The sequence below is a fragment of the Microcystis sp. M_QC_C_20170808_M9Col genome, from assembly GCF_007095495.1.
In the GTDB taxonomy this organism is placed as follows: Bacteria; Cyanobacteriota; Cyanobacteriia; order Cyanobacteriales; family Microcystaceae; genus Microcystis; species Microcystis aeruginosa.
On sequence record NZ_SFBZ01000201.1, the window covers coordinates 1 to 14,449 of the forward strand.

12 protein-coding genes and 1 pseudogene are annotated in these 14,449 nt (G+C 41.6%); 6 read left to right on the forward strand and 7 right to left on the reverse strand.

The genetic code is table 11. From position 1 onward, the window contains the following. Positions 1-112: 112 nt before the first annotated feature. A pseudogene (locus EWV68_RS11845) lies at positions 113-538 on the reverse strand (ATPase); the annotation flags it as partial. Positions 539-894: 356 nt separating this feature from the next. Here EWV68_RS11845 and purH point away from each other — a divergent pair. Then, a complete protein-coding gene (purH, locus tag EWV68_RS11850) occupies positions 895-2,430 on the forward strand; it encodes a bifunctional phosphoribosylaminoimidazolecarboxamide formyltransferase/IMP cyclohydrolase (RefSeq protein WP_287169891.1) in 1,536 nt (511 codons plus the stop codon). A gap of 477 nt (positions 2,431-2,907) precedes the next feature. Next, a complete protein-coding gene (locus EWV68_RS11855) occupies positions 2,908-4,494 on the forward strand; it encodes a glycosyltransferase family protein (protein WP_125731225.1) in 1,587 nt (528 codons plus the stop codon). 39 nt (positions 4,495-4,533) lie between these two features. Here the strand turns inward: EWV68_RS11855 and EWV68_RS11860 are convergent, their stop codons facing one another. From EWV68_RS11860 to EWV68_RS11870, 3 genes are read right to left on the reverse strand one after another with little or no spacing between them, the layout of a single operon-like run. Beyond that, positions 4,534-5,766, reverse strand: a complete 1,233-nt coding sequence (locus EWV68_RS11860; RefSeq protein WP_287169892.1) for an NAD(P)/FAD-dependent oxidoreductase — start codon at positions 5,764-5,766, stop codon at positions 4,534-4,536. After that, on the reverse strand, positions 5,763-6,722 hold the full coding sequence (locus EWV68_RS11865) for a hypothetical protein (protein WP_061431443.1): 960 nt from the start codon (positions 6,720-6,722) through the stop codon (positions 5,763-5,765). The genes EWV68_RS11860 and EWV68_RS11865 overlap by 4 nt, the downstream gene beginning before the upstream one ends. Continuing rightward, positions 6,722-8,182 (reverse strand): MBOAT family O-acyltransferase, encoded by a 1,461-nt coding sequence (locus EWV68_RS11870; protein ID WP_061431442.1) that lies wholly within the window; start codon positions 8,180-8,182, stop codon positions 6,722-6,724. The genes EWV68_RS11865 and EWV68_RS11870 overlap by 1 nt, the downstream gene beginning before the upstream one ends. 162 nt (positions 8,183-8,344) lie before the next feature. Here EWV68_RS11870 and EWV68_RS11875 point away from each other — a divergent pair, with 162 nt between their 5' ends. Then, positions 8,345-9,316: an FkbM family methyltransferase gene (locus EWV68_RS11875; protein ID WP_061431441.1), complete on the forward strand. Its 972-nt coding sequence runs from the start codon at positions 8,345-8,347 to the stop codon at positions 9,314-9,316. Between the two features lie 98 nt (positions 9,317-9,414). Here EWV68_RS11875 and EWV68_RS11880 read toward each other — a convergent pair whose 3' ends face one another. Both EWV68_RS11880 and galE read right to left on the reverse strand, forming a co-directional pair. Then, positions 9,415-9,840 (reverse strand): hypothetical protein, encoded by a 426-nt coding sequence (locus tag EWV68_RS11880; RefSeq protein WP_287169893.1) that lies wholly within the window; start codon positions 9,838-9,840, stop codon positions 9,415-9,417. A 342-nt stretch (positions 9,841-10,182) separates the two neighbouring features. After that, positions 10,183-11,181 (reverse strand): UDP-glucose 4-epimerase GalE, encoded by a 999-nt coding sequence (gene galE, locus EWV68_RS11885; RefSeq protein WP_061431439.1) that lies wholly within the window; start codon positions 11,179-11,181, stop codon positions 10,183-10,185. Between the two features lie 187 nt (positions 11,182-11,368). Here galE and pap point away from each other — a divergent pair, with 187 nt between their 5' ends. From pap to purN, 3 genes are all read left to right on the forward strand, one after another. After that, complete coding sequence (pap, locus tag EWV68_RS11890; RefSeq protein WP_061431438.1) at positions 11,369-12,862, forward strand: polyphosphate:AMP phosphotransferase; 1,494 nt, start codon at positions 11,369-11,371, stop codon at positions 12,860-12,862. A gap of 116 nt (positions 12,863-12,978) precedes the next feature. Then, positions 12,979-13,263 carry a hypothetical protein gene (locus EWV68_RS11895; protein WP_002795695.1) on the forward strand — a complete coding sequence of 95 codons (285 nt, stop codon included), beginning with the start codon at positions 12,979-12,981 and terminating at the stop codon, positions 13,261-13,263. Further along, positions 13,260-13,898, forward strand: a complete 639-nt coding sequence (gene purN / locus EWV68_RS11900) for a phosphoribosylglycinamide formyltransferase (protein ID WP_287169894.1) — start codon at positions 13,260-13,262, stop codon at positions 13,896-13,898. Before EWV68_RS11895 ends, purN begins: the two co-directional genes overlap by 4 nt. A gap of 230 nt (positions 13,899-14,128) precedes the next feature. Here purN and EWV68_RS11905 read toward each other — a convergent pair. Beyond that, positions 14,129-14,449: Uma2 family endonuclease (locus tag EWV68_RS11905; RefSeq protein WP_287169895.1), on the reverse strand; the 321-nt coding region annotated here is incomplete at its 5' end.

Sequence of the window (14,449 nt, forward strand, 5' to 3'; positions counted from 1 at the left end):
CCCTAAGCCGAGTTTTCAAGGTGCTGCGCCGTCCACTTGGTTTTCGAGACTGGCCTTTTAATTCTAACGTAAAGCCAACCTAGAACGGCGGGGTTTCAGACCCAAAATTTCCGATGAGGTTAATGCGTCCCCGCTCATAACGACGACGAACCACATCTTCAGGAATATTATGACCGCCACTGGCTACCCTTCTGTGAACTCTCTCTAAAGCTAATTCTGGACTTTGTAGCCAAAAATAAATAAGATTGAGCCTATAGCCAGAACTGCGACAGTCTCTCAAAAAACGGGCAAAATGTCGGGCTGCCAGGGTGCTTTCAAAGGCAAAATCTATTCCTTGGCACTTCAGTGTTACCAGCCTTTCTAACATCAACCGTCCTGCTTGGATAGCAACCGACTCAGGATTAAAAGGTGAGAGTCCGGCGGCAATTTCATCGGCGTTAACGTACTCGATAACGCCTAAAAAGTTGGGTAAAATTTTTTTAGCGACGGTGGTTTTCCCGGAACCATTGGGGCCACCAATTAGATAAACGTCAGACATGAGGGAAAAGCTCGTCCTCCAGATTATTTTGAGATAACCTCGAACTAAGTACCAGTGGTACCAGTTTACCAGAAGTGGCTACTCTCCTAGATGATGGTAATCTGAGAACATTTGGCGATGACGGTTGCCAAGAGGTTTTCACTAATCTCGATCGAATTCGTTACCCTGAAAAATCCTGTATTTTTTAACAAGTCAGACTAAATCTTTCAAGGAGGACTTGAAAAATTGCCTTGGCATAAGTTGATATTTGAGAGACGAAAATATAGAAGCAGCTGATTATTTACTAACCTACTTTTTTTTATTTTTAACGGGTTAGGGCTGGGATATACTGAGATTGTTGCTTATAGATCACTACTATGGGACGTTTAGCGCTGATCAGCGTCACTGACAAAACCGGAATAGTTGACTTTGCCCGTCAGCTAACAGAAGAATTTGATTTTGAAATTATTAGCAGTGGAGGAACCGCCAAAACACTGCAATCGGCGGGGATTCCCGTGATTAAAGTGGGAGAATATACAGGATCTCCTGAAATCTTGGGCGGAAGGGTGAAAACTCTCCATCCTCGCATCCATGGCGGTATTTTGGCTAGACGGGATTGGCAGTCAGATTTAGCGGAAATGGAGGCTAATCAAATTCGTCCTTTTGATTTGGTGGTGGTTAATCTCTATCCCTTTGAACAGACGATCGCTAATCCTGATGTCACCACCGCTCAGGCGATCGAACAAATCGATATCGGTGGTCCGGCGATGTTACGCGCCTCAGCTAAAAATTTCGCCCATTTGACTGTCATCAGTAACCCGAAGTATTACGAGCAGTATTTAAGCCAATTACGGCAAAATAACGGCGAAATCTCCCTGGAATTCCGTCAAAAAATGGCGGGGGAAACCTTCGCTTTAACCAATGCCTACGATGGTGCGATCGCTGCCTATTTCGCCAGCTTAAACGGGGAAACGACTCGCTTTAATTTGGCGGGAAATGCCCTGCAAACCCTGCGTTACGGCGAAAATCCCCACCAAAGTGCCACTTGGTACGGCAGCGGTACAATGGCTCAAGGTTGGGGAAAAGCGACCTTATTACAGGGAAAAGAACTAAGTTATAACAATTTAGTCGATTTAGAAGCAGCCCGCCGTTTAATCGCCGAATTCGGCAGTGAAGAACCGGCTGCCGCTATCTTGAAACACACTAATCCCTGTGGGGTGGCGATCGGTGGTAGTTTAGTGGAAGCTTATACTAAAGCTTTTAACGCCGATGCTATCTCGGCTTTTGGGGGTATTGTTGCCCTAAATCAAGCCATAGACGAAGCAACCGCTAAAGAATTAACGAAAACCTTCCTAGAATGCGTGGTTGCCCCCGATTGTAGCCCCGAAGCCCGGGATATCCTTGCTAAAAAGTCAAAAGTGCGGATTTTATTGCTGCCGGATTTAAGCACGGGAGAAAAACAAACAGTAAAAGTTATCGCCGGCGGTTTTCTAGTACAAGCGGCCGATGACGTGGTGGAAACTCCGGATGAGTGGCGCGTGGTGACAGAAAAACAACCCACTGCCGCACAATTAGCGGAATTACTGTTTGCTTGGAAAGTATCTAAGCACGTTAAATCTAACGCTATTGTGGTGACAAAAAATCAAACTACTTTAGGCGTTGGTGCGGGGCAAATGAATCGCGTTGGTTCGACGAAAATTGCCCTTGAACAAGCAGGGGAAGCGGCCAAAGGTGGCTATTTAGCTAGTGATGGTTTTTTCCCCTTTGATGATTCTATTCGCACGGCAGCCCAGTTTGGTATCGAGGCAATTGTTCAACCGGGAGGTTCTTTAAAAGATCAGGATTCGATTAATGCCGCTAATGAGTTAGGTTTAATTATGGTCTTAACAGGCATTCGTCATTTCTTGCATTAATACAAAGTTAGGGTGTGTTGATGCTTAAATTAACGCACCCCAACCAGTTATTAATTATTGGTTAATTTCCCCTATTCAATAGACCTCGACCTAATATTATCTCAAGACTAAAAGTCTTTCTATTCAAGAGACTTAACCCCAAATAAAAATAATTTTAATTGCCCCATATTTTTTCAGTGAAATTGAATTAGCAACGATAGATATACATTTCAGCCATCGACTATCTCGCTAGTACAGAACATAAAAGCAAGCTGTGACTGGGTTATAATTTTTGGAGATATCTAATAGTCTTAAACTGTTGTTTCAGCCTTGTTTTCTTGTATATAGCAGTTTTCATCAGAATGAGGTGTGGGCAAGGGGCTTAATCCCCTTGTTGGTAAAACTTATCGCTTATCGATACCTCAGTAACGTGAAAAGCGCTATAATAGAGTTAAAGTTTTATAATCTCAAACCGTCATTCGTAAATTATATCAATCAATGCAAAACTTAATTAACTTCAGACCCAAAGATAGAATGCAGTTAACAGCAGTGGTTTTGATAATCTTAGCCATTGCCTTCGCATTTTTTACGAGAATTATCACTGCTTTTGAATACGTTACCTTTGATATCGGACCCGACCCCGACCAGATACTAATTGGCAATACTGTAATCAATATGTGGCAGGGAAAAATACCCGCTTTAGGTATGGCTGGCTCTGGAGGAAAATATCCCTTTACTATTCCTCCTCTTTACTTCTATTTGATCTTCCCATTTACTATTCTTGGTTCCAATCCCTCTTTTTTAGTTTTGGCTAATGGTTTATTTTCTTTTTTGGCCATTCCGCTCCTAATTTATCTTGTTTACCAACTTTTGGAAAATGTGGAATTTTCTAAGCGAATTCTTCTAGCAAGTCTGGCAGGATTTTGGTATAGTACGGTTTATGCTGACTATTTTATTAGTAATTTTTCTTGGAATCCTAGTCCAATGCCGTTTTTTCTAATAATTTTTGTACTTCTATATAAATTTCAGTTAGAAACCAAGAAACCTTTATATTATCAAGCAATTTCTTGGATAGTTTATGGCATAGTTTTGGCTATATCGGTGAGTTTACATTCTACTACAATGTTTGTTCTTCCAGTAGTGTGTCTTCTTACTTCTCTGTGGTTTGTCTATAAAAATAGGAAAAATTTTCGCAAGTGTCTTTTACCTTTTTTAGCGATTTTTTCCTCTAATATTGCTCTACTACACTATTGGAAAGTGGAAATCGCTCGTAATTTTAACAACACTAGAGCAATAGTCAATACGATTAGAGGTTCAGACGAGACAACAACTCAAAGTGCTAATCTATTAGCTCGCTTATTGAAAGCTATCTGGGAGTTTATTTTTCTTGGTAATCAAGTGTATTTTCTCTCGAAGGATTGGCTATGGTTTAATTTATTTTTGTCAGCGGTTTTTTTGGTGATTTCGTTATACTTTACTCTTAGGAGGTTTCAAGGTAATAAAACTATATTATCGGTTCTTACACTAACTTGGCTAATTTTTATGTATGCCGCTTCCAATTACCAAGAAGAATACTTTTTCTCTCATCGTAAAATATTAATTTGGTTTGCGCCAATGTTGATGGGAATTATCAGTTTAGCTTACTTAAATTTTAATAAAAAATGGCCAAGATTTTTCGGTCTTATTTTAATTGGATTAATTGGTTATTCTATCGCTACAAATCTCTACTTCGATCAACGCTATATATCTAGTAAATATAGTACAGAAAGACTAACATCTGTTTCTGATACTATAGACATTTTTAATCAGATTCCCCCCGGATCAAATATTTGTTATCCAGCTAAGAAAGGCAAAAGAAAAATAAATAATCAATACGACTATATTGATAATCATATAACTAAGAGAGACTTACAGGTTGTCAATAGCTGTCAGACTGGTGACTATATATTGCGATCTAAGTTTGAAATGGACTTGGAAATGAATGATCTATTTCCCATTTTTTCCCTAACTAAAAATCCACCGCTAGAGCAGAAAGCTAATCTTGTTTTAGAAACTCCCGAAGCCTATTTATATAAACTAAATTAGCTGAGTTAAAAATTGACTAAATCAATTTTCTTTAGCTATTTAACGAGTATTTTTTGATTCAATCGGTTGCTTAGATAACACCTGTGAATAACGGAGTCGGAGAAGAATTTTTTTCGCCCAATGTCGAAACACTTTCAACTGATGGCGTTTGCTGGGTAAACGCAGTATATAGACAAATCGACGCATTATATCGGCTAATCTACCAGTAATATTAATGCCAAAACTGGAGACAAGGGCTGATTGTTTACCCAGGGTTAACATATCACCTAAATGGAGATAATAATAGGGTTTGAGCGATTTTTTTCTAATCACTGCCGAGATATTTTTGGCTACTACACTGGCTGCTTGATAGGCTGCCTGTGCTGTGGCAGGAATTACCTGTTTATTAGGATAAATTTCGGCTAGATCCCCAAGGGCAAAAACTTCGGGATAGTCGATTAATTGTAAACTGGAACGGGTTAATAATTTGCCTTGTGTTGTTTTCTGACAATCTAAATTATTGATCCAATCCTGTGCTTGGGTTCCTGCTGTCCACAATAATAAATCAATGGGGATAACTTCATTTTTATTATCTTTAAATACGGTTATGGAATTAGCTGCAACTTCCTTTAATCCTGTGTTTAAATAGAGACTAACATTCTTGGCTAAAAGGGAACGATAGGAAGCAATACGCACCGATTTAGGGAAGTTTTGCAGTATTTCCTCGTTCTTTTCCACTAGATGAACTTGGCCTTTTTTTCCTAAGCGATCAGCTACCTTACAGGCTAATTCTACCCCATTGGGACCGCCGCCAATAATTGCTAAATTAATTGAGGATTTTCCTTGAGTTTCTAATTCATGAATTGCCGTTTGTAATCTTTCCACATCCTCTAAACTCCGAAAAGTCAGCCCATAATCGGCTAACCCTGGTATAGCCGGCCAACGATTCCGCACTCCCACCGCTAAAACGAGGTAATCATAATCTATAACTTCCTCATTTTCTAAATATACTCGATGATTGTTTAAGTCAATATTACTGGCTTTTTGAGATTTTAAATTAACCTGAGTTCCTATTAATAATTGACGGTAGGAGGGGGCAATTTCCCAGCGTTGCAATTCTCCTGTAATTAGTTCATAGAGAAGGGGAGTAAAGAGAAAATGGTCTTTCGGTTCGACTAAAGTTATTTGCCATTGACCCGATTTTACTACTGTTAATCGACTCAGAGCGAGTGCCGTGTATAACCCTCCAAAACCCCCCCCCAGAATGCAAATCTTAGTTATAGGTTTATTCATGGATTTTTATTCTCAGTTGTGTTTAAGATGGGTTTCAGTTCCGAAACCAATTGTTCTGAACGAATAATTCTCCCCGGGGGCAAAAGATGATAGTGAGTGTCAGCAAAAATAGTATAATCGGTCTTAATATTCAAGTCTTTTGGGTCATAAATTGTTGGCACAACCCGACTTAATTCTTCAGCCGATTTGCGAATATTAGCAATGGTTTTACTATCATTTTTAGCATAAACCCAGGGCAAAGAAACCACTAAATTCGCCCCTTTTGCTTCTAAATCTTTCTTGAGCTTTTCAATAGCTTTAATCGAGTGAGCAGAGGCAGGAGTATCAAAGGTAATTTGCCGCCATTTCGCCCTTCTTTTCTTAACTATAGTCGGATCGCCTCTGTCAGTAATCGGATCGGAAAGATAACCCGTCATTCTGCCTTTGGTGAATAAATCAACCATCGATTTAGTGACTGCACTCATCCCCGGAATACCTAATAACCAAGTGTCCTCGATCATGGTTTTTAAAGGTATCCCACCTAACCCGGGTTGGCCAATAGCGACGCTAAAAGGTGCAGAACCCCAAAGTCCTTCGCCGCGATTAAAACCGTCCTCATCCATGAGCATGAGATATTCAGGAATCAGCAGAATTACGTCTCCTTGGCGCGCTTTTTCGAGAATCATAGCGGCAATGACATTTAACCCGATATCCCCCTGTAAACCGAAGTTAACCACGGGCATTCCCAATTCTTTGGCCATTAATTCCGAATTTATGCTATAATGCGCCCCCGATCCCGCCGTGACGATTAAACGCCGCGGTCCTTCGATCCTAGCAGCGATCGCTGATTTTTTCTCGTACATCATCCGCAACCAGCTTAATTCGCCGCCGTAGATGACATTATAAACAAAGCCGAGAGACCAAGCGACTCCCAGAGAGGCTAACCAGGGGAAAAGGTTAAAGGATTTAGTGTTCATCAGAATTCAAAGTAAATAAAGTCACCGGTATTAGTGGAAGCTAGGAGAATAGTTAAACCTAGCAATATTTTAGACAGCCAAGGAGATAACAATAGTTCATATTCAAATTTTTTCTGGGCAATAGCCAGATGTTCAAGGATTAAAACAATGATACCAAGAACTAAAGCAACGCTTAAAACTGCTCCTTGATTAAGACTGTAGAAACTAAAAATCTCAGCGATATTAGCTAAGGAATAATTGAAAGGATTGGCAATAACTAGCACTTTGCCGATTAATCTTCTGGTGTTAATCTCCATGAAAAAGAGACAACCAAAAATGACCGCCAATTGCGTTAAAGCCCAGGAGACAATTTGCGGCTGAGAAACGTATTTCCCGACGAAAGCATAGAAAGGTCGGCCCAGATAACGCAGTAATAATAATAATGCCCCGTGGTAAGCACCCCAAAAGATGAAATTCCAGGCCGCTCCGTGCCAAAAACCTGAAAGAGTAAAGGTAATGAATAGATAAAAAGGTGCCCAATTTTTATTGGAACCCATCAGGGGTAAAAACACATAATCCCGAAACCAGGTGCTAAGGGTAATATGCCAACGTCGCCAAAATTCGTTAATACTTTGGGATGTATAGGGTGCTAAAAAGTTTAATTCTAATCTAACCCCGACAAAATAGGCTAAACCAACAGCAATAAAGCTATAACCGCCGAAGTCAAAATAGATTCTTAGGGTGAATAAAAAGGCCTCAAACCAGATATACCAAGCATTGTCGATCATCTTATCTAATTTGATGTAGGGCGCAATGTTATCGGCGAGGACAAATTTCATAAATAAACCGAGGGAAAGCCAACGCAAACCCTTCTCGAAGTTTTCTCCTGTAAATTTGAGGCGAAATCCCTCCATTTGTGGTAATAAATCCCGGCGACGCTCGATCGGACCTGCGACAATTTGCGGGAAAAAGGAGATAAAATTGACATAATCGAGGACGGCTAGGGGTTTCTTTTTCTTTTCCCGTAGGGAGTCCACCACGAAAGCCACCATCTGGAAGGTATAGAAGGATACCCCCGGCGGTATTTGGCTAGGCACGGGAATTGGGGAAAGTTCCTTCCAGTTAGGGGGGAGAGAAACGAATAATCCGATGATTTCCTGCACAAAAAAGCCGAAATACTTGAAGTAGGCCAGGACGAGAATATCGATGACGATAACAATAGTGGCTAGGAGATTCGCTTTCCAGCCGCTCATTTTTAGCACTAGCCAGACCATAATGTAGTTAAAGGCTAGGGAGACGATGAAAACGAGGAAACTGGTGCGACTGGCGTAATAAAACAGGATTAGGGACAGCGCCGCCAATCCGACTCCATCAAAAACACCTCGCCAGAGATTGAAGGACTTCGCCAGGTAGCGCGCCGTTAGGAAAGGAACGCTAAAAAGGATTAATATCCACCAAAATATAAAATCAGAGTAGTTCAAGGCCTGTTAACTCCTGATGGTCTGTGTTACCTTGTTTGAGATGGGTTTCCTGCCTTCTGATGCTCAGAGACGAGGGATTTTCTTGACAAGCTTATCAAACTTTGTCAGACTTGTCCATAAAATTACCTTCATCCATCCTAAAAAATCGAGGCTAGACAAGCAATGCTTTATCAAAAACTGTTAGATGCACATAAACGCTATCGACAATTTAAGACTTATCCCCATATTGCCGATCAATATTGGTCTAGTCAGTTGGCAGAGCATCATATTAGTCCTAATTATGTGGCATATGATGCTAAATCTGGTCAACTTTTTTATAAACCTTTAGGGATCAGTTTAAGCAAAAATAAGCAGGATTTCCTCTTGGCTAGCAAAGTTTTTAACAAAGCTAACGCACTAAAAGCTCTGGCTGATTGTAAATTTTATATCGATGAGCAACAGGAATTAATTATCGAGATCGATGGAGTTAAGCTAATTATCGAGACGGGACAGGATTTAGATATCGCCCATGAAATTTTCCTTTTAGGTGTATATAATTTCCTCTATGACAAGCCCTGTGTAGCGATCGATATTGGTATGAATACAGGTTTTGCTAGTCTCTTTTTTGCCAATCGAGCTAATGTGAAAGCTGTCTATAGTTACGAACCTTTTAAGGCTACCTACGACCAAGCTTTAAGAAATTTTGCCCTCAATCCTAATCTAGCGGAGAAGATTAAAGCTTTTGATTATGGAGTCGGCGCTCGGGATGAAATTATTCAAGTCGAATACGATTACACCGTGAAAGGTAGTGTTGGTATTTCTGGTATTGACAACCAATTAAAACCTTTTGCCTCGAAACAAACAGCTAGAGCCGATTTAATTCTTAAACCTTTCACCGATGTGTTTAAAGGTATTACCTCTGATTATCCCGACATCGATATAGTTGCCAAGATTGATTGTGAAGGTTCCGAATACGAAATCCTCGATTCTTTAGCGGCAACTGGTCAATTGGGACAGATGAAAATTATCATGATGGAATGGCATAAAAATGGCCCCGATGCTTTAGTTAAGCATCTGCAAGAATTCGGTTTTATCATCTTTTCCAGGATGCCTCGCAGTAAAAATGTCGGCACTTTGTACGCAATTAAACCCTAAAGTACAGAAGTGAGGTGATGGGGAGATAGGGAAATGGGGAAATGGGGAAATTTTAACTAATACCCCAAAACCCCAATACCTTCTAACTGATAACTGCTTTACTGTGCTTGACAATAGGTATTAAAAGCTTCGCCAGTTTCTTTTTCTAATTGTCCCGCTTTTCTTACCTTTTCCTGTGCTAATTTTGCCCCGTTTTTATTGCGAGTTTCGATAACTTGAATTATTTCACGGGTGGCAGTGGCATAATCTTCGTAAACTTGAGCGAAAGCGGTCTTATATTTATCTAGTTCGGTATCCTTCACTTCTAATTTTTTCATATTTTCTGCGGCCTGTTCGATTTTATCGGCGGCTAATAGCCAACTTTTTTGGTCAATTTCTCTCCCTTGACCGTTGGTTAAGGATTTGGTTTCTTGGGCCACTTCGTTGGCAATCCGATAGATTTTTTGACATTGAAACTGTTTACTATCAGCACAACTTGCTAAAAAAGTCAAGCCTATAAATGTTAAGATTATTTTGTTATTCATAGCATTGTATTCGAGAGGATTCTAGGGAAGCTTATAGCGGTAAACTATCAGCCTCTAGCAGTTTTTTACTGTTATCGACTGATAAGTAGGTGGGTGTTCAAAATTGTCAGATACCCCCCTTATCAAGGGGGATCCCCCCGCCTATCGGCACCCCCCTTATCAAGGGGGATCCCCCCGCCTATCGGCACCCCCCTTATCAAGGGGGATCCCCCCGCCTATCGGCACCCCCCTTATCAAGGGGGGCAGGGGGGATCAAAGACAAAATCTATCTTCAATTTAATTGAAACCACTTACTTAGAACTGTTCAATCTTATAAGATTAAAGTTTAGCACTCGATCGCTGTTAAGCGTGTCTTTTTTGATGCCAATTCCAGGCGTGTTCAACTATTACCTTGAGATCGGCATATTGGGGATGCCAACCGAGAACCTGTTTGGCTTTATCGCTACTGCCGATTAAAATAGGGGCATCGCCTGCCCTTCTGGGACTTTCGATGACGGGAATATCTAAACCAGTTACTGCTTGCGCTGTTTCAATCACTTCACGCACAGAAAAACCGTTACCATTGCCCAAATTAAACACATTACTTTCGCCCCCATTTAAGAGATATTCTAAGCCTAAAACGTGAGCTTGGGCTAAATCATTGACATGGATATAATCGCGAACAGCAGTGCCATCGGGAGTATCATAATCCGTGCCGAAAACTGACAGGGAATCCCGTTTTTTCAGGGCAGTTAATAAAGCTAGGGGAATTAAATGGGTTTCCGGTTGGTGATCTTCCCCTAATAAACCACTGGGATCGGCTCCTGATGCATTAAAATAACGGAAAGCCACCGATTTTAAACCGTAGGCCCGATCAAAATCCCGAAGAATTTGTTCCACCATTTCCTTACTGGCAGCGTAGGGACTGAGGGGATGATGGGGATGATTTTCCGTCATCGGAATTTCTTTCGGCATTCCATAAATAGCACAGGTAGAAGAAAAAACAAATTTCTTCACATCGGCGGCGATCATCGCTTGCAAAAGAGTCAGACTACCACTAACATTATTTTGATAGTAAATAGCCGGTTCTTGTACCGATTCCCCCACGGCAATAAAAGCGGCAAAGTGCATGACGGCGGCAATGTCACGACTAGCAAATAAATTATCTAGCAGCGATCGATCCCTAGTATCACCGACAATTAACTCAACTTTTAATATATCCTTAATGATTTCGGCGTGACCGTAGGATAAATTATCGAGTACGATGACGGAATAACCGGCATTTTTGAGCGCTAGAACTGCATGGGAACCAATATAACCCGCACCGCCAGTAACGAGAATGGTAGGTTTAACTTGAGACACGCGATCATACCTATTTGAGATTGACTTGTCTATAACTTTATACCCTAATTTTGCTTTTAAGTAAGTGGTTATAATTAAATTGAAGATAGATTTTGTCTTTGATCCCCCCTGCCCCCCTTAATAAGGGGGGTGCCGATAGGCGGGGGGATCTGACAATTTTTAACACCTACCTACTTAGTTGACCATCATGTTAAGTCCCCTCGATCTATCTCTTTCCCTTGACAAAGAAACTTATCAATCACAAATTAAAGATTTAATGGAACAACTGCGATCGCTACAGAAGTCCTGTTGGGAATGTAAATTACCCGTGGTGGTGGTTTTGGAAGGTTGGGCGGCGGCAGGGAAAGGAACTTTAGTCAAAAAAATGGTTAACTATATGGATCCTCGCGGTTTTACCGTCCATCCAATTTTAACCCCTTCCCCCCAAGAGGAAAGTTACCCGTTTTTGTGGCGATTTTGGCAAAAACTGCCAGCAAAAGGCAGTATCGGCATTTTTTATCACAGTTGGTACACCCATCTACTAGAGGATCGACTCTTAAACAAATTGCCCTCCTCCCAGATTCCCCTAGTCATGCGCGATATCAACACCTTTGAGCGACAATTATCTGATGATCGGGTGGCAATCGCTAAATTCTGGATTCACCTCAGTCAAAAGGAATTAAAGTCACGCATCAAAGAATACGCCGAAAATGAACTAGAATCTTGGCGCGTGCGTCCGGAAGATTGGCAACAGGCCAAACGTTATGATGAGTATGCCAGTTTAGCCGAGGAAATGATTACCTACACTAGCACGGGGGCCGCCCCTTGGACATTGGTGGAGGGCAACTGTCAACGTTGGGCCCGGGTAAAAGTTCTCTCCCAATTAGTCGGTACGATCGCTCAAGCTTTGGATCAGCGCCAATTACCGATCGAACCCCCTGCCAATCTACCACCCCAAGCGCAATTACTGCCCACGGAACCCGATTATCTAGGGAGAGTGGACTTAAGTGCCAAATTGGAAAAAGAAGACTATAAAATCCGTTTGCGTCAGGCACAGGTGGAATTAAGAAAACTGCAATTAGAGATTTTTCAGGCAAATATTCCCGTTTTAGTCCTCTTTGAAGGGTGGGATGCCGCCGGTAAGGGAGGGGCGATCAAACGCTTAACCGATACCCTAGATCCTCGCAGTTATCAAGTGATTGCCTTTGCTGCCCCGACGGAGGAAGAACATCGCTATCATTATCTCTGGCGCTTCTGGCGGAAATTGCCCGCAGCCAAAACTATCGGTATATTTGATCGCAGTTGGTATGGACGGATTTTGGTGGAGAGAGTGGAAGGATTCGCTAAAGATATGGATTGGCGACGGGCATATCAAGAAATTAACGAATTTGAGGCCCAATTAACCCATTCAGGCTGTGTTTTAGTCAAATTCTGGTTACATATTAGCCCCGAAGAACAGTTAAATCGCTTCAACGAGCGCCAAAATAACCCCTATCGTCAACATAAACTCACCGATGAAGATTGGCGCAATCGGGAAAAACAGCCCCTCTACCATGTGGCAGTTAATCACATGGTAGCCCGTACTAGCACCCCCGTCGCCCCCTGGACGATTGTAGCGGCAAATGATAAGTATTTCGCCCGCGTTAAAGTCATAGAAACAGTCATTGCCGCTATTGAAACCGGTTTGAAACAACGGGGATAGGGTAGATAGGGGTATGGGGATTTTTTCGATTCACCCTCCCTTAACCCTGATTTGCTGAGAAGCAGAGTCGAGAACTTCATTGAACGTTTTCAATGTCCACCAGAGGAGAAACAATCATGAATCTCAATGAGTTGCCAGGGGCCGAGATCATCTTACCCGGACTGAGGGATCTTCACAATGGTGAGTCTAATACCATTGGGGCGTTGCTAGTTGCGATCGCAGCGACGCGCCTAACCGAAGTCGGTTTCGATATCCCCAAAAATCACCTAGCTGCAGAGCCAGAGCTAACCTTGTATGCCTATCTCCAAGAGGAACGGGATGATGCTTATTCTTACTATAATGCTTTGCTGAATCGCCTCAACAGCTTTTGCAATGCACTCGAACTCGCTTATAAAATATGATGACAATTTCCCCAAGTTTAATTTCTCCCGATCTTAGTTTGGCCGATATTCCCCTAGAGGAAACCCTCTCCTTAGGAGTGATGGCTTCTGGTAGTGGTTCCAATTTTGCGGTTTTGGCAGAAGCGATCGCTAAAAAACAGCTAAATGCCCGAATTCCTGTCCTCATCTACAATAATCCCGATGCCAAGGTAAAAGAAAGAGCCGATGACTACAATATCCCCGCGGTTTTCCTCGATCATCGTCAATTTAAACCCAGAGAAGAACTCGATCGGGCAATAGTAGAAACTTTCCAAGAATACGGCGTAAAATGGGTAATTATGGCCGGCTGGATGCGAATTGTCACCCCGGTTTTACTAGATGCTTTTCCCGATCGCGTGATCAATATCCATCCTAGTTTACTACCCAGTTTTAAGGGTGTGCGTGCCGTGGAACAAGCTTTAGCTGCGGGGGTAAAAGTGACCGGATGTACTGTGCATATCGCTCGCGCGGAGGTAGATAGCGGCCCAATTTTAATGCAAGCAGTGGTTCCCATTCTCCCGGATGATACCGCCGCTAGTCTCCACGAACGCATTCAAGTGCAAGAACATCGCATTTTCCCGGTAGCGATCGCTTTAGCGGCGAAATTGAGCCTATAGAGATAGATTTCTGGACTTCCTTGGCGAGAATACTGGCAAAAAAACTCAAATTCAACGCAAATCGTTAAATAGGGTTTGCTGAAAAAGTTTGTTGGTGGGGTTAGGAGTCAGTAGCCAGTAGTCAGGAGTCAGGAGAATTAAGAATGAATAATAATCAGTTAAATGGTCTATTTACAGACTTTATGCTATTTAATCCTTATTTTTGCCGTTTTTGAACCCTGAAAAATTAATTATGCAAGAGGTTTATTAATTATATTAAAAGTAACTCCTTCGTAAATTTCCTGAAAACTGAGAGCAAAATTGACAGAAGTTAAAGATAAACTGGCATTTTCGCCCTCGTATTCCGTTAATAACCATTTATTTTCTTGAGTTTTGTTATACTGCATGATATATGGACGACTTTGACTAATGAGAATATATTCTTGAAATTCCGGCAGCGAACGATAATAGAGAAATTTATCACCCTGGTCATAATTTTGAGTTGATTTTGAGAGGACTTCTACTATTAATCTGGGATTGGTAATAGTTGTCTTGCCAGTTTCATAATAAAT

Coding starts and splice junctions, on each gene's coding strand:
- pap (WP_061431438.1), top strand. CDS start 11,369: ATGTTAAGTCCCCTCGATCTATCTCTTTCCCTTGACAAAGAAACTTAT.
- EWV68_RS11880 (WP_287169893.1), bottom strand. CDS start 9,840: ATGAATAACAAAATAATCTTAACATTTATAGGCTTGACTTTTTTAGCA.
- EWV68_RS11855 (WP_125731225.1), top strand. CDS start 2,908: ATGCAAAACTTAATTAACTTCAGACCCAAAGATAGAATGCAGTTAACA.
- EWV68_RS11865 (WP_061431443.1), bottom strand. CDS start 6,722: ATGAACACTAAATCCTTTAACCTTTTCCCCTGGTTAGCCTCTCTGGGA.
- purN (WP_287169894.1), top strand. CDS start 13,260: ATGATGACAATTTCCCCAAGTTTAATTTCTCCCGATCTTAGTTTGGCC.
- EWV68_RS11860 (WP_287169892.1), bottom strand. CDS start 5,766: ATGAATAAACCTATAACTAAGATTTGCATTCTGGGGGGGGGTTTTGGA.
- EWV68_RS11895 (WP_002795695.1), top strand. CDS start 12,979: ATGAATCTCAATGAGTTGCCAGGGGCCGAGATCATCTTACCCGGACTG.
- purH (WP_287169891.1), top strand. CDS start 895: ATGGGACGTTTAGCGCTGATCAGCGTCACTGACAAAACCGGAATAGTT.
- EWV68_RS11875 (WP_061431441.1), top strand. CDS start 8,345: ATGCTTTATCAAAAACTGTTAGATGCACATAAACGCTATCGACAATTT.